Here is a 22,018-nt window from a genome sequence, read left to right on the forward strand (position 1 = left end):
CCGACAGACACAGCTTTGGAAAATGGAATTCGGCCCGTCGGCAAGGTGTTCGAGGAGGGATCTGAACCAGTGCAACGCCAGGCCGCGATCGGGCTGGCTGATGCCGTGAGGTTTTTCGGACCCGATCAGGTCAGGTCGTTTCCGTGCTTCAGGTCCAGGTCCTGCTGGAGCCGTTCACGTTGCCACTGGAAGAGTGAGCGGATGATCTGGTCACGTTCTTCGGGTGAGATGCCAGCGAACATCAGGTGCGCCTTGCACTTCTCCCCGGGCAGGTTCTGGCTTTCGATCACCCGGGCCACCACAGGATTCAGCACCCTGTCCGCCAGATAAAGCGGGAATCGCAGATGGACTCCCCGAGGCAATTCACGCGCACAGACCAGAGCGGCTCCGCCCCCCGAGAGGTTCAGGATGTGTCCATCATGGTGTCCCGGATGGGCCGGATCGGGATCGCCATCGCGCGTGATCACATGAAAGCGGATCGACATGTCCAGATCCACACGCCAGAACTCGCGGTACTGTCGGACCTGGAATTCACGGGCCTGCGCATGGCTCACGGTGATCTGACGCTGGTCGCTGCTGACGGAAATCACCGACACCGGCGCGATGTACATCGCCTCGGGATGGGGCACGTGCAGCAACAGGCGATCGCCGGGCCGATAGGAATAGCTTGAATCCTTGCGGGTCAGCCGGAAGGTCAGCTGCCCATCGTCCAGCTCCACCAGCACCGAAGGCTGCAGCACATTGGCGCCGCGCGCCAGGCAGATGTTGACGAACAGATTGGGCTGGAAGTCGCGCGTGCTGCGCAGCGGCGGTACTACATATACATCGCTGTAAAGCACCCGGCGGATGTGGGACAGTTGCTCGATCAGTGCGGCGGACGGCTGGGCGATCTCGGGCATGCCGTCGACCCAGCGATTGAAGATCCGCGGATCCTGAAGCAGGGCTTCGGGATTCCCCGGGCTGATCTCGTGGATCGCCCGCACCACCATCTTGCGTTCGGCCATGCTCAGCTCGGTATGGGCCAGCTGATCCATGAAGGTGCTGTTGCGGCGCTGGAGGGCCAGGCGGTCCTTGGCCATCTTGATGAAGGCCGGCGACAGCAGCAGCAGGAGGATCACGGTCACCATCATGATGGCCGATCCTTCCATGGAATCGCGGAAATGCCAGGAAATCTGCTGAAGAAAGGTCAACGCGGCTCCTGCTCTGGCACCATCACTTCCCGGTCCGCCGGGACGGGTTCATTCCCTTCCTACATCGTCATCATGGTCCCGATCCTTGATTCTCCACTGGTACTGGCGGAATTCAATGCGCAGCTCCTGCTCCGAGCCCCAGACCGATGAATTGAAGAGCAGGCGGGCGGGCATCAGGAAACGGCTGACCAGGCTGTATTCCAGCCGGAAGTGGTAATGCACCAGACCGGATTCGAGCCAGATGTCGGCCTGGCCCAGCAGGTTTTCACCGTGGGTCACCAAAGGCGCCAGATCGGCCTGAAACAGCTGGATACCCTCCTGCCAGCCCTGGATGCCCCGGGGAAAGCCGCTGGAATCCCAGTGCTGCTCCACGAACCCGTCAGGCGCGACGGGATAGCGTGCGCACCATCCACCATCTTCGGCGCTCCAGTTGGTGCTGTCGGGCACCGTCTCACAGGGAACGCGGAACATGGCGCTGTTCCAGACATCCAGAAAACCACTGAGGAATGAGGCCAGCTCTTCCAGACGTTCGCGGTAGCGCAGGGTGTCGGTGGGGCCCTGCGACAGTTCCACCTCGAGGTGGAATCCCTGCCCGGTTTCCCAGTTCAGGGTATATCGCTCGTCGATCTGGCCATACCAGGGTCTGAAACTGAATGGTCCGGGAGCCTCCGGCCCATCATCGGGAGCTGCGAACCGCAGCTCGCAGGACCAGGCATCCAGCAGGCACGCGGGCGAGGACGGGGGCAGATGATCGAGCACCGAAGGACAGGGCGCGGCGCACGATGCCCCGGTCAGGATGGTACACAGCACGATCAGTTCCCCGGCGAACCTGAAGAACCTCTGCGCCATCCTGTCCGCGAGCCGGACCCGTGTCACGGCTGACTGGGTTCGATGGTCGTGGTCACATCGATCCGGCTGCCCGAGGTGGCCACGAAGGCCAGAGAATCGGTCGTATGCGACACGGTCAGGCTGGTGCTGAGCGAGGTCTGTACGACATAGTTCTCGGACATCAGATAGAGCATGCTGCCCGATCCGGTGCCCTCGACCGTCGTATTGAGCGAGGTCACCATCTCGTCATCCTGCAGCTCGGCCCAGCGCTTCACGGAGAACCAGGCGCTGTCGCCCTGGATCCTGTCCAGCGTGTACACCGAGATTTCCTTGAGGCTCATGTTCAGCGGCCCCATCGGATGCAGCTGGACTCCACTGACCGTATCGCTCTGCCCCACACTGAACTGGCGCACCGTGTCCAGCAAGGCACCCTGGATGGCCTGATAGGCCGAGACAAGAAAATCCCCCACATCCTGCAGCGAGAGCAGCGTGTCCTGACACTCCCCCTGAAGATCCAGCAGCGAAATCTGCTTGCTGCTGGAATCGAAACGGGCATTGCCGTATACACCGGCCAGATTGAAGTGCATCTCCAGCGAGTCGTCGGTGCCATCGTAATCCATGGTCTCAAGCCTCAGGGGAATCGCCCCCTCGAAGAGAGGCCCGGTGGTCAGCAACTGGCGCGAGCGCGCCGTGGCCGAATGTTTTTCCGAGATCAGGCCTTCCATTCCGGGCATGCGCTCGATCTCGATGCCCGAACTGGACTCGGTGAGCGCATTCACCGTATACAGGCGGTTGGGCAGCAGGGTCTTCTCGAAACGGATCGACGCCAGTTCGGGACCGCCCGAGCAGGCGGCCACCAGCAGGGTCAGCATCAGGAACAGGCGGGGGCGGGTCAGGTGCTTCACGGAAATCCTCAGTGTCATTTGAATGTGAGCAGGTCGCGCAGGTGTTGCCCCAGCTCCTTGAGCTGTCCGTGCAGCGATTCATCGTCTTCGATCTTCTTCTGCACCAGCACCAGCAGACTGGCCAGCACCAGCGCGGCAAGCCCGGCCAGGGCCACCATCAGCGTGCGCTTGGGGCGGATGCGTTTCTCCGGCAGCCGCGGCGGATCCAGCACTTCCAGCACATCGGTGTCACGCACTTCCTGGATCTTGGCCTGCTCGAGCTGCGGCAGCATGAACAGCAGTTTCTGGTTGCCGATTTCCAGCTCGCGCTTCAGCCGCAGGTACTCGAGTGTGGCACGGGGCAGATCCTGGATAGCGATGAAGAGGTCATCGTCGCCCTTGGTATACGCCTTGTCCAGGCGTGTCTGCAGGATCTGGACTTCCTGTTCCAGCTCCTTGACCACCGGATGGCCCGAGCTGTAGTTGTGGCGGGCAAGGCTCAGTTCCAGGCCCTTGAGCTCCAGACGGGATTTCAGTTCTCCATACCCTTTGAGCAGCTCCTCGGCCTGGCGTTCGGGCTCCAGCAGACGTTCCTGCTTCTGGAAGGCCAGCATCAGATTCTCGAGGCTGTCCAGACCCGCGTAGATCTTGTCCACCTCGCCCTGCACGAAACGCCGGTTCTCGGCGGCCTTGCGTGAGGAGTATTGCCGGTTGAGCGCTTCCAGTTCGGCCACCATGTACTCGGCCATCTCCAGGGCCTGCTGGGCGTTCTTGTCCTTCACCAGCAGGGTGATCATGCCCGAGTTGACATCGAATTCCGCGGAGAGATTCTCGGACATCATTTCGTAGACGTCCTCGATCTTGGTGTCCTCGTCCAGTTCGTAATGAGTGCGCAACTCGAACTTGTCCAGCACCTTCTGATACATCACGCGGCTGTTGAGAATGGCCAGGTAATACTCGCCGCTGCCCGACTCTCCGGTGAACGCGCTCAGCATGCCGGCCATGGGGATGTCGCCCAGCAGGCCCGCCAGACCCGAGGCACCGCCCGTGGGTGGCACGATCAGTGCGCGGGCTTCCCAGGTCTTGTCCATCACCAGACTGTAGATCGCGGTCAGGGTGACACTCACCAGGACCATGCCCAGCACGAGTCTCTTGCGGCGGAAAAGCAGCAGCAGAAACTGCAGGAACAGGTTGCCTTCGTTGGCCATTGCGATATCCCGAATTGAGGGCGACAGACAGGTCTTCGTGCGCGGCCGGTGCGGGGTTGCCAAGGCACCCGGCGGAGGTGCTCCTCCCGGTCCGATGGCGGTCGTTCCCGGGTCCGCAGCCCGCGGAGCAGCCGGCACGAAGGTCAGGGGTTCCACCAGACGTCAAGGCAGGAAACGGAGGCAGGAAGGCGAGACCGAGAATGCGCCCGCTGCCGGAAAGGCCCCAAAGTAAGAAGAAGCCAGCAACTGACACAGGTTGCCCGGAATGGCAGAATGGAGGTTCAGGAATTGAGCTGGAGTGGCTCCGGGCTTTCCTGCCAGCGTTTGAGCCGCGAGTAGAGAGTCGGCAGGGAAATGCCCAGTTCGCGGGCCGCCTGGCGCTTGTCCCCGGGGTGGCGCCGCAGGGCGTCAGCCACGGCCTGTCGTTCGGCGCGCTCGGTGATGGCCCGCAGTTCGGGCTGCTCCGCCACCATGGTGGGCCGGTCGGTGCCAATGGGTCGGCACAGCCGTTCGAGGGCCTGCCTGCGTTCCTGGCGTGACATCCGCACGAGCTGGCGCAAGCGAAACCGCAGTTCGCGGATGTTGCCCGGCCAGCTCCAGGCGGCCAGCAATGACTGGGACTCGGCGGAACAGAGGTCCTGGGCCCCGTCTCCATCGGGCAGCTCCAGCAGGAATGCCTGGCACAACAATGGAAGATCCTCGAGACGCTCGCGCAGCGCAGGCAGGCGCAATGGCTCACCCCCCATCCGGAACAGCAGATCCTGGCGGAAACCGTTGTCCAGCAAGCGGCTTTCTTCATTGGTGGCGGCCACCAGGCGAAAGTGGGCCTGGCGAGGTCGCGAATCCCCCACCCGATAGTACTCGCCACTCTCCAGCAGGCGCAGCAGCTTGGCCTGGAGGCCGGGAGGCATCGCTCCGAACTCATCCAGGAACAGTGTGCCGCCTTCGGCGCGCTCCACCAGCCCCCGCCGCTCGCGCGCTCCGGTGAAGGCACCCGCAGTGCAGCCGAACAATTCACTTTCGGCAAGGCTGAGCGGCAGACCCGCGCAATTCAGGCAGACCATGGCCGCACCCGAGCGGGGCGAGTGCTCATGCAGGTAACGGGCAGCCAGCTCCTTGCCGGTGCCACTCTCCCCGCTGAGCAGTACCGGATCGCCATGATGGGCGGCCCGGGACAGGCGCGCCAGCATGGATTGGAAAGCCGGCGAGCGCCCCAGCATGGCACCGTGGCGATAGCTTTCCACCAGCAGGCGACGGGCCAGCCGTCCGTGTTCCAGTCTGGGTGCACCCTCTTCCGCCAGGGTCTGCAGCAAGGTGCCCAGCGGAGCTTCGGCGGACTGGCAGGCGCTGGCTTCGGCCACAACGCGGGCCAGCTCGGGCGCCTTGCCCATCAGCAGCAGCGGGATCGCCCTCAGGATCAGCAGCAAGACACGGGCGTCGCCCCGCTGCCCCGCCACCTGCTGCTCCAGACGGTGTGCCAGCGTCTCGGCACTGCGGAAACGCCCGGCTGCCAGAAGCTCCGGTATTTCCAGAGCACGGGACAGACGCTCGCGCCAGACCCCGGGCTGGTTTCCGGAAGACCCGAGCAATCCCGGCAGTTCATGGGCAGGGTCGCTCAGCAGGGAGCGCAGCCTTGCGGCCCATTGCCGATCCGCGACGGCCCCCTCTTCCAACAGTGTCAGCAGGCGGTCCAGATCGTCCAGGCGCAGCCGCTCGAGGCAACCCAGAGCGCGCTCGCGCAATGCGGCCTGCAGGCTCTCCTCCGGAAAGGAGCCCAGCAGTGGATCACCGTGCGGAACACCTTCCGCACTGGCTTCGACCTCCCGCATGCATTCCGCGGCCAAGGGCAACCAATGTCGGCCGGGGCGCGCCCGCTCGATCCACTCCTGCTCCGCGATCACCGTGCCTCCCTGCCCTGTCCCGTGCGCCCTGCGGCCATTTCGCATCGTCGCCCAATCTGCCACCGGGCAACTGGCACAAACAGAGGGCCGAGCACAAGGCACGAAGAATCTGGCCTCGCGTGTGTGCGACTCTGGACATCCGGGCAAATCCGGCACGGTTCCACCCGTGGTTCCCCTCGTGACGGTTCCCTAAGTTGGCCCGCGTTGCGAACGGCCCCGATCCGATCCCAGCGCCAGGCAGGAATCCAGCATGTCCCACAACCAACTTCCGCCGGGCATTCCCGCCCGGGTCCACTTCTCCGGCATCGGGGGGGCTGGCATGAGCGCTCTGGCGATCGTGCTGGCCGAGGCGGGCTGCAGCGTCAGCGGCTCCGACCGCGATCGCACGCCCGTGACACAGGACCTGGAAGCCCGCGGTATCCGCATCACCACCGACCAGACCCGGGTGCCCCTGGAATGGAACCCCCAACTGGTGGTACGCACGGCGGCCATGCGCACGGATCACCCCGAAATCCTCTCGGCCCTCGCGGCCGGTCTGCCCGTGATCAAACGGGCCGAGCTGCTGGGCCTGTTCAGCGAATGCGCCCACAGCATCGCCGTGGCCGGCACACACGGCAAGACCACCGTGACGGCCATGCTGTCCTGGACACTGGATGCCTGCGGCCTGGAGCCGGGCTGGTTCATCGGCGCACGCCTGAACAGTCTGCCCCAGGGACGGCTGGGCGCGGGAAACTACCGCGTGCTGGAGGCCGACGAGTTCGACCGCTCCTTCCTGACCCTCAGCCCCGCACATCTGCTGGTGACACACCTGGACTGGGACCACGTGGACATCTACCCCCGCCCCGCAGACCTTTACTCGGCGATGGACCAGCTGGTGGCCCAGGTCCGTCTGGACCCGGTGATCCTGCAGGTCTCCGGCGAGCCCGCCGACCTGGCCTGGCGGCCCCGGAACAGACGCACCGTGCTCGTGGGCGAACACGCCGACTGCGACTACCGCCTGCAGTCCGGCAACGGGATCTGGAGCCTGGTCCGTCAGACGGCCGCAGGTGGCAGCCTGGAGTTCACGCCTCCCCTGCCCGGGCGTCACAACCGCCTGAATGCGGCCCAGTGCCTGGCCTGGATCTGGGAACACGAGAGCGTGCTGGGCATTCCCGTGAGCCGCGCGGCAGAAGCGCTGCAAGGATTCCACGGTCTGCTGCGGCGCTTCCAGACCGTCTGGCAGGGCAACGGGCGCCTGCTGCTGGATGACTACGCCCACCACCCCAGCGAGATCGCCGCCTTCATCCAGGCTGCACGCGAACTGGCACCCACGCGCCTGACCGTGATCCATCAACCGCATACCTACAGCCGGGTGCGGGCCTTCTGCCGTGAGACGGCCGAGGCACTGGCCGGGGCCGACCGCGTGATCACCTGGCCGGTCTTCGCCGCCCGTGAAGCCGCCGTGGACGGGGTGACCCATCGTTCCTTCCTGCCCTGGATGGAGAGTCATCCGGACGCCCGCGCGCTGGACACTCCCGACGAACTGCTGCAGCTGCTGGAAAACACCCGTCCCGGCGAGCTGGTGGCCACCGTGGGCGCGGGCGATTTGTACCGGCTGCACCGCGCGATCATTTCCGTGCTGGAAAGGGGACCCGCATGAGCATTGACTTCGCCAAGCTGAGCGCCAACGGCAACGACTTCGTGGCCATGGACAACCGCGAGGGACAGGTGCCCCTCGAGCGCCCCGGTCTGGTCGCCTGGCTGTGTGACCGCAGGCGCGGAGTGGGAGCCGATGGACTGCTGCTGGTGGAGCACGCCCAGGACGCGGACTTCCGCATGCGCATCTTCAACCCGGACGGCAGCGAGGCGGACATGTGCGGCAACGGGGCGCGAGCTTGCGCCGAATACGCCGCGACCCTGGGCATCGGAGGGCAGGAACTGACCTTCCAGACCAGGGCAGGACTGCAGCGGGTCAGACGCCAGCAGGGACAGAGCACGCTCTGGATCGGACGCATCGTCGAAGACCCGGGTCACCTGAAACGGCTGGAGGCGGATGCCCGTCTGGTGGCCAGCATTCAGCCCGCGCGCCTGCTGGGCTTCCTGCGGGTGGGAGTTCCGCATTGCGTGCTGGCCGTGAATGATCTGGGCACCTTTCCCATCGAACGCATCGGACCGGCCGTGCGCCATCATCCCAGTTTCGACCCCGAAGGCAGCAACGTGATCTTCGTGCAGCGTCTCGACTCGGGTCATGTGCGGGTGCGTGCCTGGGAGAAGGGCGTGGAGGGCGAGACCGAGGGCTGTGGCACGGGCTGCATCGCCGCCTGTGTGCTGCTGGCCCGGGCGGGCGTGGTGCAGTCACCCATTGACGCCAGCATGGCCGGCGGTGTGATGCGCGTGGGCGAAGATGAGCGGGGCTGGCATTTCTCGGGCGAGGTGCATCGCGCGTTCGAGGGCCGGCTGGATCTGCCCGGGTCACTTGGCTGAACGGTGCGGCCGGGGACCCTCAGTAGGCGCCTTCCTGGGCGGCCACCACTCCCAGAGTCTTGATCAGGATGCGCAGGTCCAGCCAGATCGTCCAGTTGCGGATGTAGTACATGTCCAGGCGCACCCGGTCCTCGAAGTCCAGGTCGCTGCGTCCGCTGACCTGCCAGAGGCCGGTCAGACCCGGGCGGATGCTCATGAAATTGCGCTGCCAGTGCCCGTACTTGTCGTACTCGACCTCGTTGATCGGGCGCGGCCCCACCAGCGACATGTCTCCCACCAGCACATTGATGATCTGGGGCAGCTCGTCCAGCGACCAGCGCCGCAGGAACGCGCCCACCCGCGTGATCCGTGGATCGTTCTTGAGCTTGCACTGGGCGGCCCACTCGGCGCGGGCGTTCTCGTCCTCGGCCAGCAACTTCTGCAACACGGCGTCGCTGTCGCGGACCATGGTGCGAAACTTGATCATGTAGATCCACTTCATGCCCCGTCCCCAGCGCCGGTGCCGGTAGATCGGCCAGCCGCGCGAATCCAGCGAGATCGCCAGACAGCACACCAGCAGCAAGGGCGCCAGCACCACCAGCCCCGCCAGCGATCCCAGCACGTCGATGGAACGCTTGACGAACTGGTTCATCGCGCTGCGCAGGTTCTGGTTGAAGTTGAGCACCATGCGCGAACCCAGATGGCTCACTTCCAGCTCGGCCAGTTCCAGCACGGCCACGTCGGGAAAGATCATCAGCTCGTCCACGCTGCCCATGCTGCGCTGCAGCAGCGTGTTCAAGCGGGCACGTTCCAGGTGCCCCGCGCAGATCAGCAGGCGTGAGGCACCGGTTTCCCGGATGATCCGGGGCAGATCGTCCAGCTGGCCCAGCACGGGCAGCGGCAGTTCGGCTCCGCTGAAGGGCGCACCCGCGACGATGCCACACACGCCCAGGCTTTCGCTGAGCGCCGAGATCTTGCGGCTCTGGAAGTACTCGCGAATGCCTTCTTCGCCCCCCAGCAGCAAGGTGCGCGTGGATCCGCCGGGACGCAGCACCAGGCGGGACTGCACGGCCATGTGGAACAGGGGCAGCAGCACGGCCGCCATCAGCCAGGCCAGGATCACGGTGCCACGGGGAAAGTCCAGGTCGATGCGGGCCAGAAACAGCAGGATCAGCAGCAGGGCTCCGGTCTTGAGCGCGGCCCGCACTCCGGCGAAGAATACGTCCCATGGATCACGGGCATCCAGACGGTAGAGCTGCTCCTGCCAGGCATTCACCAGCCAGAGCACCGCGCCAAAAAAGAAAACCCGCAGCAGGGCGGGGGCAGGGTCCGGTGCAAGCGCCGGCCCGTGTCCGGGCAGCAGAAGCGCGGGAACACGGGCCAGGCTGAAACATCCGAAAAGCAGCAGAACATCACTCGCGGCCAGCAGGGGGCGGGTGAAGGGTGATCGCCTCATTCAATCTCTTCCAATGCATGCTTCTTGATGCGGTAGCGCATCGTTTCGCGGCTGAGTCCCAGCAGGCGTGCAGCCCGTGAGACATTGTGGCGGGCCTTGTGCAGCGCCCGGGACAGCAGCACCTTTTCGAACTCCACGATCGAGAACCCGTCGTCGGGAATCTCGAAGTCGTAACCGATGCGCGTGCGTGAGCCATTGCTCTCGGCACCATTGGCCGGACTGGACGAGCGCCGCCGCCAGAGGTGCAGGTGCTCGGCATCGATCACATCGTCGGCCTCGATCAGCAGGGCCCGCTCGATGGCATTGCGCAGTTCGCGGATGTTGCCCGGCCAGTCCCAGTTGCGCAGAGCGTGAATCGCCTGGCTGGAGAAGCGGCAGACTTCGCGTTTGTGCTCGCGCCGGAAACGGTCCAGGAAGAACTGGGCCAGCGGCACGATGTCTTCCCGGCGCTCGCGCAGGGCGGGCAACTCGATGGTGATCACGTTCAAACGGAAGAACAGGTCCTCGCGAAAGGACTTCTCGGCGATCATGTCTTCCAGATCCTTGTGGGTGGCCGCCACGAAGCGGATATCCACGGGAATGGTGCGATCGCCGCCCACACGCCGGATCCGGCGCTCTTCCAGCACCCTCAGCAACTTGGCCTGCAGATTGAAGTCCATGTCGCCGATTTCGTCCAGAAAGAAAGTACCGCCCGAGGCCCGTTCGATCAATCCGATCTTCCGTTCCTTGGCGTCGGTGAACGAGCCTTTCTCGTGCCCGAACAGCTCCGATTCCAGCAGGTTGCTGGGAATGGCCGAGCAGTTGACCTCGATGAAGGGCTCCTCGCGGCGGTCCGAGTTGTAGTGGATCGCGCGGGCGAAGAGTTCCTTGCCCGTTCCGGTTTCGCCCTTGATGAACACGGTGTTGGCGCTGGAGCTGGCGACCTTCTTGGTCATTTCCAGAGTGCGCACCATGGCGGGAGAATTGCCGATGATGTTGCTGAAGTCGTATTCGTCGTCGTGGCGACTGACCAGTCCCGCCTGGTAACTGGTCTTCAGTTCGCGACGGATCTTGTTCACGATCAGGTGAAACTGCTCGGAGTGCACGGGCTTGAGCAGAAAGTCGAAAGCCCCGCGTTTCATCGCCTGCAGCACAGCGTCGCTGTTCACCTTTTCCGTCATCATGATGCAGCGCAGATCGGGCAGCACCTCGCGCGCGGACTCCAGCAACTGGTTGCCGCTCATGTCGGTGTTGCCCAGATCGATCACCATGACTTCGGGGGGAGAATTGCTGAGGGTGTCCAGCGCGGCCCGGCCGCTCTGGTAATTGCGGCAGGGATGTCCTTCCTCTTCCAGCAAGCGGCAGACGAGGTTCGCGTTCACCGGATCCGCATCAACGACCAGGAAGCTCAGGCTCATGATTCCTCACAGGCTTTCCAGGATGCTCAGGTAATTCTGGTAGCGCAGGGGAGAAATCCGGCCGGCTTCCACCGCGTCGGCAACTGCACAGCCCGGTTCCTCGGAATGACGGCAATTGGTGAATCGGCACCCGTCGGCTTCCCGGAGAATCTCCGGATAGCCCATCTGCACATCTTCCCGACTCACGCCCCAGAGGGAGAGCTCCTTGATGCCCGGAGTATCGACGACATGCCCCCCGAAATTGAAGCGGATCAGGCGGGCAGCGGTGGTGGTATGGGTTCCTTTTGAATTGTACTGGCTGATTCCGCGCACGGTCAGCCGCAGATCCGGATTGAGCGCGTTCAGCAGGGAACTCTTGCCCACCCCGGACTGCCCCGAGAGAACGGTCGTCCTGCCAGTCAGCAGCGAGCGCAGGCGATCCATTCCTTCGCCGGTCTCGGCGCTGGTAGCACACCAGGGCACGTCCAGTCCGCCGTAGAGCTCGGCGATTTCCTGGTAATGGCGATCGGGGTCCAGGTCCACCTTGTTGAAGCACAGCAGGCTGTCAAAGCCATTGACCGCGGCGGTCACCAGATAACGATCGATCAGACCCGGTTTGAGCCAGGGTTCCTGCACCGAGGCCACGATCAGGATCTGGTCGATGTTGGCCACCATCACCTGCTCCACCTCGCGGTGCAGCTTCGAGGAGCGTGAGAGCCGGTTGCGGCGGGGGCGCACCTCCACGATCACGCCTTCCTTCTCCTCCAGCACCACGAAGAGTACCTGGTCACCCACGGCCACCAGGGTGCTGTCTTCGTGGGGCGTTCTGGTGGTGCTGCGCGTGCGGCAGCCGATGGTGCTGCCGTCCTCACGCTCCACCAGGAAGGTGTTGCGGCGGTAAGCCACCACCCGGCCGGGCTCGCCCGTGCTTTCCTCGGGCAGCACGATGGCCTTGTCGCGCACCCGGCGGCTCAGCATCTCGTCGGCGTGGTGCTCGCTGTCCTCAACGCTCAGCTCTTCGCTGCCCTGCTCGAGCGCCCGGGCCTTGCGGGCCTGGCGGCGTTCCTCGTGGCGGTCCAGTTCATCCAGCTTGCGGCTCTGTTTCCGCTTCTGGGTCCACATGTTGCGTGACATGCATTCTCGGGATTTGGGACGGTGGCGCCGGGTCCGCGCCCGGTCCGGTGAGGGGCGCGCCGCGGCTGCGTCAAACTTGTGGCATTCGGGGTGAAGAAGAAACCGATTCCTTGGCAGGTCGGGGATGGGTCAGGCTGGTGGAAGCGGGGGCTCAGGCCTCACCCAGTTCCTCGAGAAACTGGCGGGCTTCGCCACGGCCGCGGCGTTCGGAGACCAGCACCAGCAGCAGCAGGCCCAGCACGAAGAAGACCAGCAGGCTGACGATGCCCGTGCGCATGTCGCCCGTGATCCAGGTGACCACTCCGAAGGTCAGCATGCCCAGAATGTTGGCCAGACGCCCGCTCATGGTGAAGAAGCCGAAGAACTCGCTCTCCATGCCTTCGGGCAGAATCACCGACTGCAGGCTGCGTGACACACCCTGACTGCCGCCCATGGCCACTCCGGCCAGAATGCCCAGCAACCAGAATTCCTGGATGGGAGTCCAGATCACCCCCAGGAACCAGGCCCAGACCAGTACCAGCACCCAGACCGATAGCGAGATCGCCAGCGACCGCCGGTTGCTGAAACGGTCGGCCAACCAGCCGAAGAGCATCGCGCCCACCAGGGCCGTGCCCTGGATCACCAGAAAGAACAGCACCAGCTGTTGCTGCTGCATGCCCAGTTCCACCGCACCGAAGATCGAAGTCAGCCGGATCACGGTCTCGATGCCCGTGCCATAGATCAGATAGGCCAGCAGGAACCAGCGCAGGGTGTGCAGACGGCGCATGTGCTTGAGGCTGTGCCACACCCGCCTGAAGCCGATCTTGAGATACCCACCGAGCTCGCCCGCGCGCCGGGGACGAGGTTCCTTGCGCGGCAGCCAGAGGAAGGTCGGTATCGCGAAGATCAGCCACCAGAGCGAGGTCAGCGCAAAACTCCAGCGAAAGTCGAACTGGGGCCACTGGCTCTTGAGCACGAAGATCAGCACCAGCAGCAGCCCGCCGCCCAGGTAGCCTGCGGCATATCCCAGACCGGACACGCGCCCTTCGGTGCCGCGCTCGCTCACCTCGGGCAGGAAGGCGTCGTAGAACACGCTGCCGCCGGCGAAGCCCAGATTGCTCAGGATGAACAGCACGCTCACGATGAGCAGATCACCCGCCCCGAAGAAGCTGATCCAACCGGTACTCAGCACACCCATCATCCAGGCGATGGCCAGGTAGCGCCGCTTGCGCCCCGAGAAATCCGCCAGGGCACCCAGCAGGGGCGAGGCCACGGCCACCAGGACAAGCGCGATGGAATTGACGAAACTGAACACGGTCACCCCGGGTACCGTGACCGTGCGCCCGAAGAGATGGAGCACCGTGCCTGCCTCGCCACCGGCAATCACTTCGGCGAACCAGACGTTGAAGATGACCGCGAGGATCACCACCGCATAGGCGCTGTTGGCAAAGTCGTACATCACCCAGCCGGTCACCGGGCGATTGATCAGCATGCGGGGGACGGGGAGCGGACGCTCGGGAGCGATGGCACCGGGAGGGATCATCGAGCGCTCCGGGAGGCGCGGGAAAGACCCGTTCTCACTTGCGCCGGACCATCAGGTTCTGCAGGGTCTGGGCCAGTTTTGCCGGGTCGTGCACCGGATTCAGCTTGCCGTCCACGGCCAGGCTGATCGCCCCCGTTTCCTCGGACACCACCACCACCACCGCATCGGATTCTTCGGTGACACCAATGGCCGCCCGGTGGCGCGTGCCCATGGTCACGTCCAGATTGGGGTTGGTCGACAGGGGCAGCAGACATTTGGCCGCCTGGATGATCGAGCCGGAAATCATCACCGCGCCGTCGTGCAGCGGTGTCCGCGGGAAGAAGATGGTCACCAGGGTTTCCTTGGTGAGCTCGGCCTGCAGTTTCACCCCGGTTTCCTGGATGGCGCGCAGGCCCACATCGCGAATCAGCACGAAGAGGCCCCCGTACTGGCGCTTGGACAGATCCTGGGCCGCTTCGGCAACCGTTTCGTAGAGGCCCGAGGAACGAATCTGGAAGATGCGCGAGAAGATGGGGCTGTTGCCCATCTGGATCAGAAAGCGACGCAATTCGGGCTGGAACAGAATCACGATGGCAATGGCCCACACCGTGGTGAACTCGCGGAAGATCAGCGAGACCAGGGTCAGATCCAGCAGCTGCACCACGACGTACACGAAGAACAGCAGCAGCATGCCCACGAACATCGGGATGGCGCGCGTGCCCTTCATCATCCGGTAGACCTGGTAGAACAGCGTACTGACCAGGAGAATGTCCACCAGATCGCGCCAGTCGATCTGCAGGATGGTCCAGGTATCTCTCATCACAGGCGGCTCTTCCCTCGGGTGGGCGTGAATTCCTGCAGGTACCAGGGCTCCAGCAGGCTCGCGTCCTCGGGGCCCTTCAATCGGTATCGGTCCTGGCCCAGGCGGTTCATCCAGTCCAGCGACAGGCGGTTGGCCGGATCATCGGCCAGAAACACACCCCGGGGTGCGCTGCGGGCATGGGCGCGCAAATCGTGAACCGCGGGTCCCACCACCAGGGCATCGTCGGGCAGAGTCTCCAGAAACTCATCGAATGAGTGCCGACTGAAGTCCTGCAGCCGCTGGCAGAAAAAATCCTGGCGCCTGTGCAGTGCGGTGTACAATTCCCCACGCCGGGCGCCCACCACCGGGGCCACCACTCCACTCAGGCAGGGGGCCTGCTGGGCCAGCACCTCCAATGTATTCAGCGGTACCAGCGGAATGCCATGCCGGAAGGCCAGCCCCTTGGCACTGGCCAGCCCGACCCGCAGTCCGGTGAAAGAACCGGGACCATTGGCAAGGATGATCAATTCCAGATCGGAAGCGGCCAGGCCCTGGTTGGCCAGCATCTCGCGCAGGTCGGGAATCAGGCGCGAACCGGCCTTCAGGGCTGAGCCCCAGCTGCGCTCCTCCAGCAGGCCATTGTGGTGCAGGGCCAGTCCTCCGCCGGGTGTGGCCGTGTCGATGACCAGGGCCAGCCGGTCGGGCAGGGGAAGATGCGGGTCTGGGCTGTGCATGAACTGGGCTCCAGCAGTCGGCGTCGGCAGAGGCCGCAATATAGATCACCGCTGGCTCCGGCGCACGGTCCGGCGCCGCCCAGCGAGCAGAAAAGGCCGTTCAGCGAACGGCCTTGAGATCGGAAGTGGACGGTCTTCAGCGCAGAGTGCGTCCCACCGAGAGCTCCAGGTCGGCCAGGCGGTCCAGAAAATCGAGCTGCTGCTGGATGTGGCCGGTCTCCGCCTGACGCAGGGTGGCGCGTGCACTCTGGACATTCAGCAGGGTCGCCAGACCCAGGCGATAGCGCTCCTCCTCCATTTCGAAGGAACGGCGCGCCAGCTCGCGGTTCTTTTCCGTGACACGGCTCTGCTCCCAGGAGGATCCGAGGCGCGCCAGGGCATCGCCGATTTCCGAACGGGCCTGGCGGCGAGCCTGCTCCAGATTGAGTTGCTCGCGTTGCTCGTCGGCACGTCGATGCTGCCAGGTATTGGTGGTGGTGAAACCCGTGAACAGGGGCAGACGCAGATTCAGGCCCAGCCAGGTGGTGTTGTTGTCGGGAAAGAGTTCCAGATCCTTGCGCTCTTCACGGTTGATCGAGCGGCTGTAGTCCAGCCCCAGAGACAGGTTGGGCATGAAGCGGGCACGCGCGGCCGTGGTGCTCCAGCGGGCACTTTCCACGCGGTGCTGCTGGACCACAAGCTCGTAGCGGGTTTCTTCGGCCATGGCCACCAGATCCTCGGCCTGCCAGGTGGGCTGGAACACATCGAAGGGTACATCGAGAGTGGCCTGCACTCCCGGTTCGAGCCCGATCAGCACGGCCAGGGCGTCCCATGCCGAGCGCAGTTCCTGGCGCGCATTCTCCACGTTCAGCTGCTGGCTGCCCAGATCGATTTCGGTCTGCAGCACATCCAGTTGTGTCACGGCGCCCACCTCGAAACGGGCCTGGGCCAGACGGTGCTGCTCCTCGTTCTGGCGCAACAGCTCCTCCTCACGCCCCAGCAGTTCGCGACGGGCGATCACCTGATGCACCTGGCGTCGCAGATCGCGATGCAATTGCAGCTGGGCCCGCTCGTGGGCCAGACGCACATCCGCCTGGGCCAGCAGGGCCAGGCGATAGTTGGACACGGTCTCAAAGCCCTTGAACAGGTCCTGGCTGGCGCTGATCGACCAGGAATTGGAATTGGTGACGAAGCTTTCACCCGCCGGGCTGGTCTGGATGGACCCGTCGGAGGCCACGTAGTCAAAGGTTTCCCGGCGTGTCCGCGAGGTGTTGGCGCTCAGGTCCACTGTGGGCAGAAAGGTGCCCAGCGCCTGCAGCCTGTCGCCACGCAGGCTGTTCACATCCAGTTCGGCCGAGGCCACGGAGGTGTTGCCCGCGCCGCCGATGGCGTACAGGTCCGCGAAGGTGTAACTGCGGGCCGGATCCAATGTCTCGGCGAAGGCGGCGGATGTCAGGAACAGGGTCACACAAAGGGAAATCGCGGAACGCATGGACTCTCCGGTCGAATGGAAACGGGTGGCAGGGGACTAGAAGACGCCGGTATCCTCGCGAAGAAGGAATCCTGGCATTGGATCACAGTCTCCGTCGAGCATGTCCTGGCGCATCTCCTCTCGCAATTCGAGCATGTCCTGACGAAGTTCCTCGCGATTTTCCTCGAGGTCACGCCGGGCTTCTTCCATGCTTTCGCGGATCTCCTGGCGGTTCTCCTCGTCGAACGAAAAGAAGAGCATGGAGGACTCCAGTCCGTTCACCACGCCCTCGCCGATGCGGATTCCCATGTCGGCCATCGTTTCCGCTCCGTCCACGGTGCCGTCAAGCAGCAGGGCCCGTGGGGTTTCCGTGTCGGGCACGAACAGGCTGGAATGATCGCGGCTGCCGATCTGGAAGGTGAGGGTGCGCGGTTTGTGGTCCCGGTAGATCAGGATGGTGATGGTCGTACCGGGTTTCGTGCTGCGCGTGAGACGTCCCAGGCGGCCGATGCTGTCGACGCGCTTGTCGTCGAGCTGCACGATCACATCACCGACCTTGATTCCGTTCTTCTCGGCGGAAGATCCGGACACCACGCCATCGACGAGCACTCCGTATCCTTCCTCGACACCAAAGAACTCGAGCAGGTTGGTGTTGATCTCCTGCGTGGTCACTCCCAGGAAGCCCGAGTTGGAACTCACGTCCTTGCCGAAGACCTTGACCACGGGCGCGTTCCTTGGGGCCTCGCCCAATTGGGCACTCAGGGTGTGCTTCTCGCCGCCCCGCAACACGACCAGTTTGATCGTATCACCCGGTTCGTGGCGTCCCAGATAGAAACTGAGGTCGTCGCGATCGGTGACTGCCTTGCCCCCGAAGAGCAGAAACAGGTCGCCATCGCGGATGCCGGCCTTTTCGGCGGGCGATCCGTCAACGACCTGGTCGACCCGGACCGCCAGACCCTTTTCGCCATACTTGTCCAGAGAGACCGGTTCGTCGTCCAGGATCACTCCCAGAAAGGTGTCGCCGGCCAGGGCGATTCTGGCCGCGAGCAGCAGGATGGCCAGCAGGGTTTTCACGAAACACCTCCTTCGAAAGGGAACGGAATGCGGACGAGGGCAGAGTGTCTTCGCCGCGAAAGCCGCGCTTTGACCGGCTGCCGCCGCCGCAGGTTTCATCTCAACAAGCCGGAATCGGGCTCCGTGGTCCTTGTGCGACCATCGGCCGCGCCATCTGCCGAGCGCTGAGCACCGCGGATTCCATGGTGAGCGGCAAACCGGTGCGGCACCAGGCTCCACAGACCCAGAGCCCGGGCAGCAATTCGCCCGGAAGCGGTCGCAGTCGATTCCACTCGGGAGTCTGCAGGGGCAGGGCTCGCGGTTGGCGGATCAGCCAGCCCCGGCCTTCACACACGAGCCCGAGGCGGGTCAGCAGCTCCCGGCCTTCCTGCTCGAGGACCCGGCCTTCCAGCTGGCCCAGGCCACTGGCCACCAGAATCGCCGAGCGCTCCTCCACCCCCGCGTCGACCGGCGGCCTGAAGAGAAACTGGAAGCGCTCTCCAAAAAGTCCCAGCAGGCGTTCGCGCCAGGGCCAGGTTTTCACGGGCAGGTGCAGGTTGGCGATGCCCGCCGCATCGGTTGACTGCGGCAGTCCGGGCAAGCTCTCTGCCTGCCAGGCAAGCGCCAGCGCCTCGGGCGCTGCCGCCCAGACCAGCCGATCCGCCGACACGGATCCGCTCTCGCCCTCCAGCAGGAATCCGCCAGCCGGTTGACGCTTGATCGTGCGTACCGCGGCACCCAGCCGGATCTGGCCACCGGCGCGCTCGAGCTCCTGGCTCAGCGGTCCAATCAGCAGACGCTCCAGCGGCCAGCGCGTCAGCAGCGGCCTTGCGGCCTGCGCGCTGGCGAACATGGTGCGGAAGGCGGAATGGAACAACCGCGCATCCAGGGGCTCGAGGGGACCATTGAAAACCGAGAGCGCCCATTCGCGCCAGAACTCGAGTGCCACTGGCGAGTGCAGGCCCAGCCGATTCAGCAGTAGTCCCACCGTCTCGCCCTCGGCCGGATCGCTGAGTTGCAGGCGAATACCGGCCTTGAGCAGGGACAGCCGATCGCTCCAGTTCCAACCCGAGGCATTCAGCAGGCCGATGGGAAATGCCAGTGCCCCCAGCGCGGGTCGCAGCACAAGGGTGCCACGCCTGCCCGCTCGATGAATTGGATAGCGGTCCGGCTGCGTGTCCAGACCCTCGGTGGTGCCCAGCTCTTCAAGCAGATGCAGGCATTCACGGTAGCAGCCCAGAAAGAGATGCAGGCTGTTGTCGGTACGTCCGAAGGGCGAGTCCAGACTGAAAGTCGCCCCGCCCGGGTGCCGTCGCGCCTCGAGCAAGCAAACGGAAAGTCCGGCGCGGGCCAGATCGCGGGCCGCCGTGAGACCGGCCAGCCCGGCTCCCACCACCACCACATCGCTGTGTGTCATTTCCACGAAAGGGCCGTGCCCAGGGCGATCCACAGTTTGCGCCAGAGGGGATAGCGCACCTTGCCGCGAGTGACATCGTGGTCCCGTGCGCGGATCTCGACCAGCAGGCGACGGTAGAGCCGCGCCATGATCAGGGCAGGTTTCATCGAGGAGCGTTCGGACTCGGGCAAGAGGGCGAACGCGTCGTCGTACAGGCGGTCGCTGCGATCGCAGAACTCCTGCATCAGCGTGCGGAAGCCAGGGTGAAAGTTTCCGTGGATCACATCCTCGTCGCTGACACCGTGATGCAGGCGTTCGTCCTGGGGCAGGTAGATCCTGCCTTCCGCCGCATCTTCGGCCACATCTCGGGCCACGTTGGTAAGCTGCATCGCCAGACCCAGAGTTTCCGCGAACTGGCGCACACGGGGATCGCGATAGCCGAAGATCTCGATGCTCATCAGGCCCACCACGGAGGCCACATGCCAGCAATACTGGCTGAGGGCGGCGAAATCGGGATAGCGCTGGCGGGTCAGGTCCATTTCCATGCCGTCCAGCAACTGGTGCAGCAGCTCACGCCGGATCGGGAAGCGTTCCAGCGTGTCACGCAATGCCAACATCACCGGTTCCCGCGAGGAGTCCATGCGCTCCAGCTTGTCGCGCAGGGTGTCCAGGCGCTGACGTCCCTGTTCAATGGACGGCGCTTCATCCACGGCCTGGTCGGCATGCTGGCAGAAGGCGTAGACGGCATGGATCGCCCGTCGGCGCCCGGGGCTCATGAATGCGAAGGCCCAATAGAAATGGCGGGCGTGCTGGCGGGTATATGCGGAGCAGTAGCGATAGGCGGAGTCCAGTTCGTGGGCCGCTGGTGCCAGCGCATTGACGTGCTCGATGGCTGCGCCCACCCCTCCCCCTTCCAGGCTCGATTCAGCGGCCGCGTCCCATTGCTGCGGCCAATCCGATACGGATTTTTTTCCCGCGGGAAAGATGGGGCCGGCGCCACAGAATATCCACTCCCTGCCAGCGTACCTGCTCCAGAATCGCCCGGCCTCCACCCAGAAACAGGGCCAGTTCCAGCGACAGGCGTCGTGGCACACGCCGCAGCAGGGGGGCGCCTTCATCGAAGAGCTGGCCGGTCCAGTCAGTCAGCGAATCCAGCAGGGGCTGCAGCTGGTTTCCTGCGGCTCGCAGGCCTTCCAGATCGGTGGGCAGCCCATGAGCCAGAAGGTCTTCCCGTGGCAGGGTCCAGCGTCCAACGGGCAGATCCCGGGAGAGGTCCTGCCAGAAGTTCGCCAGTTGCAGACCGGTGCAGATCCGGTCGGAAAGCCGGTCCAATTCCGGATCATCCAGCCCGAACAGGCGCAGGATCAGTCGACCGACCGGATCGGCGCTGCGACTGCAGTAGTCCAGCAGAGAGGCTCGCGACTCGTGCACGGGCGATACCAGATCCTGGCGGAAAGCGCTCAGCAGATCCAGCAGCAGTGAAAGGGGCATGGCGTGTCGTTGCAGTGTCTCGACAAGGGCGGGCAGCAATGGATGCCGATCAGCCCCGGAGGGCAGTTCGCGGATCATCTGGGTCCAATGATCCAGACGGGCCAGACGAAAGGCGATTTCATCCTGCGGGGCCAGGCCGGGAGGCAGCTCCCCGGGCTCGTCGGCCAGGTCATCGGAGAAACGGGCGAAAGCGTAGATCGCGGCCAGGGCGGGGCGCAGTCGGCGGGGAAAAAGCAGGCTGCCGACGGTGAAGTTTTCATAATGGGCCAGAAACTCCCGGCAGTACAAACCAGAAGAGGCTGGATTGCCCGCACCGGGCTCCAGCCTCTTCCGAATGAATGACTCCGTGGGGTCCACCCGAATCAGGAGAACATGTCGATGGGCGTATTGACGTGCATGTTGCCCGTGGACTGAATGTTGTTCTCAAGCTTCTGGCTGCCCAGGCGGTTGGCTTCCTTGGTCACCTTGACGAAACAGTTCCAATGGTAGGTACCTTCGATACCCTTCTGCTTGGATTCGTACTTGGTGTCTTTTTTCTTGATTTCCTTCTGGCAGTAACAGCAGTCCATCAAGCTCCCTTTCACTGAGTGATTTCGACTGGCCGGCGCGAACCCGCCATGTAAACAGAAACAACCTGCCGGTGTTCCGGGAGGCTTCCGAAGTGAGTGTGTGTCGTCTGAATGCCCTGGTTCCTGACTTGTAGACAGGGGCAACTCGATCGCATCACCTGCCGTTTCCCCGGAACCCGAAGGGGAAGGTATCCTTCAACTGTCCAGAACACTGGGTTGAAATACTTTGACAAAGACCCAGGGCCGTCAGGCAAGGCTTCGAGCGCCGCCATTTCCGGACGGCCCGGAGTATAATCCTTTTTTCGTGAAACACAAATTTCGTGGCGCCATTTCTGGCGATATCAAGAGAAAAGCAAACTCTGTTATTTTTGTCACAATGAGTTCCGGCGCGGGAGCGGATCGGCACCCCGGCACGACGTCCCGGGGAGAGCCTCGGATGGCCCCCCCCCGAAATGGCAGACAGGCGCGCCGGATGGATCCATACCATTCAAGACCAGACCCTCTCGAAGCGGGCAGGTCCGGGCCACCGTCCGCAGGCAACAGTGTGATGGCCGTCACATCCGACTGTGGTTCTGGACACCTTTCAAGGCCGGGCTCTCTGCC

The 22,018-nt window shown here is 64.2% G+C and carries 19 protein-coding genes; 2 read left to right on the forward strand and 17 right to left on the reverse strand.

What is annotated here, in order from left to right; all coding sequences use genetic code 11:
* Nucleotides 1–125: 125 nt before the first annotated feature.
* The 5 genes from H6678_03750 to H6678_03770 all read right to left on the reverse strand — a co-directional run bounded on the left by H6678_03750 (nucleotide 126) and on the right by H6678_03770 (nucleotide 5,939).
* Nucleotides 126–1,190 carry a PilZ domain-containing protein gene (locus tag H6678_03750; GenBank protein MCB9472908.1) on the reverse strand — a complete coding sequence of 355 codons (1,065 nt, stop codon included), beginning with the start codon at nucleotides 1,188–1,190 and terminating at the stop codon, nucleotides 126–128.
* Nucleotides 1,191–1,238: 48 nt separating this feature from the next.
* Entirely contained in the window at nucleotides 1,239–2,000 is a 762-nt protein-coding gene (locus tag H6678_03755) for a hypothetical protein (protein ID MCB9472909.1), read from the reverse strand.
* 62 nt (nucleotides 2,001–2,062) lie between these two features.
* The gene (locus H6678_03760; GenBank protein ID MCB9472910.1) at nucleotides 2,063–2,923 is read right to left on the reverse strand and encodes a hypothetical protein; all 861 of its coding nucleotides are present in this window, start codon (nucleotides 2,921–2,923) and stop codon (nucleotides 2,063–2,065) included.
* A 14-nt stretch (nucleotides 2,924–2,937) separates the two neighbouring features.
* Nucleotides 2,938–4,110 carry a hypothetical protein gene (locus tag H6678_03765; GenBank protein MCB9472911.1) on the reverse strand — a complete coding sequence of 391 codons (1,173 nt, stop codon included), beginning with the start codon at nucleotides 4,108–4,110 and terminating at the stop codon, nucleotides 2,938–2,940.
* A 281-nt stretch (nucleotides 4,111–4,391) separates the two neighbouring features.
* Entirely contained in the window at nucleotides 4,392–5,939 is a 1,548-nt protein-coding gene (locus tag H6678_03770) for a sigma-54-dependent Fis family transcriptional regulator (GenBank protein ID MCB9472912.1), read from the reverse strand.
* Nucleotides 5,940–6,261: 322 nt separating this feature from the next.
* Here H6678_03770 and murC point away from each other — a divergent pair, with 322 nt between their 5' ends.
* The gene (gene murC, locus H6678_03775; GenBank protein ID MCB9472913.1) at nucleotides 6,262–7,650 is read left to right on the forward strand and encodes a UDP-N-acetylmuramate--L-alanine ligase; all 1,389 of its coding nucleotides are present in this window, start codon (nucleotides 6,262–6,264) and stop codon (nucleotides 7,648–7,650) included.
* Nucleotides 7,647–8,474 (forward strand): diaminopimelate epimerase, encoded by an 828-nt coding sequence (gene dapF, locus H6678_03780; GenBank protein ID MCB9472914.1) that lies wholly within the window; start codon nucleotides 7,647–7,649, stop codon nucleotides 8,472–8,474. The genes murC and dapF overlap by 4 nt, the downstream gene beginning before the upstream one ends.
* A 19-nt stretch (nucleotides 8,475–8,493) precedes the next feature.
* On the opposite strand, the gene H6678_03785 is transcribed toward dapF, so the two are convergent.
* The 12 genes from H6678_03785 to H6678_03840 form a co-directional block, all read right to left on the reverse strand.
* Entirely contained in the window at nucleotides 8,494–9,909 is a 1,416-nt protein-coding gene (locus tag H6678_03785) for an exopolysaccharide biosynthesis polyprenyl glycosylphosphotransferase (GenBank protein ID MCB9472915.1), read from the reverse strand.
* A complete protein-coding gene (locus H6678_03790) occupies nucleotides 9,906–11,306 on the reverse strand; it encodes a sigma-54-dependent Fis family transcriptional regulator (GenBank protein ID MCB9472916.1) in 1,401 nt (466 codons plus the stop codon). Before H6678_03790 ends, H6678_03785 begins: the two co-directional genes overlap by 4 nt.
* A 6-nt stretch (nucleotides 11,307–11,312) precedes the next feature.
* Nucleotides 11,313–12,419 (reverse strand): ribosome small subunit-dependent GTPase A, encoded by a 1,107-nt coding sequence (gene rsgA, locus H6678_03795; GenBank protein ID MCB9472917.1) that lies wholly within the window; start codon nucleotides 12,417–12,419, stop codon nucleotides 11,313–11,315.
* A gap of 151 nt (nucleotides 12,420–12,570) precedes the next feature.
* Nucleotides 12,571–13,941 (reverse strand): MFS transporter, encoded by a 1,371-nt coding sequence (locus H6678_03800; protein ID MCB9472918.1) that lies wholly within the window; start codon nucleotides 13,939–13,941, stop codon nucleotides 12,571–12,573.
* A 34-nt stretch (nucleotides 13,942–13,975) separates the two neighbouring features.
* Nucleotides 13,976–14,740, reverse strand: a complete 765-nt coding sequence (locus H6678_03805) for a TIGR00159 family protein (GenBank protein MCB9472919.1) — start codon at nucleotides 14,738–14,740, stop codon at nucleotides 13,976–13,978.
* A complete protein-coding gene (gene tsaB, locus H6678_03810; GenBank protein ID MCB9472920.1) occupies nucleotides 14,740–15,456 on the reverse strand; it encodes a tRNA (adenosine(37)-N6)-threonylcarbamoyltransferase complex dimerization subunit type 1 TsaB in 717 nt (238 codons plus the stop codon). Before tsaB ends, H6678_03805 begins: the two co-directional genes overlap by 1 nt.
* A 136-nt stretch (nucleotides 15,457–15,592) precedes the next feature.
* The gene (locus H6678_03815; GenBank protein ID MCB9472921.1) at nucleotides 15,593–16,927 is read right to left on the reverse strand and encodes a TolC family protein; all 1,335 of its coding nucleotides are present in this window, start codon (nucleotides 16,925–16,927) and stop codon (nucleotides 15,593–15,595) included.
* 36 nt (nucleotides 16,928–16,963) lie between these two features.
* Entirely contained in the window at nucleotides 16,964–17,980 is a 1,017-nt protein-coding gene (locus tag H6678_03820) for a PDZ domain-containing protein (GenBank protein ID MCB9472922.1), read from the reverse strand.
* 100 nt (nucleotides 17,981–18,080) lie between these two features.
* Nucleotides 18,081–19,382 (reverse strand): FAD-dependent oxidoreductase, encoded by a 1,302-nt coding sequence (locus tag H6678_03825; protein ID MCB9472923.1) that lies wholly within the window; start codon nucleotides 19,380–19,382, stop codon nucleotides 18,081–18,083.
* Complete coding sequence (locus tag H6678_03830; GenBank protein ID MCB9472924.1) at nucleotides 19,373–20,257, reverse strand: squalene/phytoene synthase family protein; 885 nt, start codon at nucleotides 20,255–20,257, stop codon at nucleotides 19,373–19,375. Before H6678_03830 ends, H6678_03825 begins: the two co-directional genes overlap by 10 nt.
* Nucleotides 20,258–20,279: 22 nt before the next feature.
* The gene (hpnC, locus tag H6678_03835; protein ID MCB9472925.1) at nucleotides 20,280–21,134 is read right to left on the reverse strand and encodes a squalene synthase HpnC; all 855 of its coding nucleotides are present in this window, start codon (nucleotides 21,132–21,134) and stop codon (nucleotides 20,280–20,282) included.
* 74 nt (nucleotides 21,135–21,208) lie between these two features.
* Entirely contained in the window at nucleotides 21,209–21,415 is a 207-nt protein-coding gene (locus tag H6678_03840; protein ID MCB9472926.1) for a hypothetical protein, read from the reverse strand.
* Between the last annotated feature and the right edge of the window lie 603 nt (nucleotides 21,416–22,018).

The sequence above is a fragment of the Candidatus Delongbacteria bacterium genome (assembly GCA_020634015.1).
Taxonomy (GTDB): domain Bacteria; phylum CAIWAD01; class CAIWAD01; order CAIWAD01; family CAIWAD01; genus JACKCN01.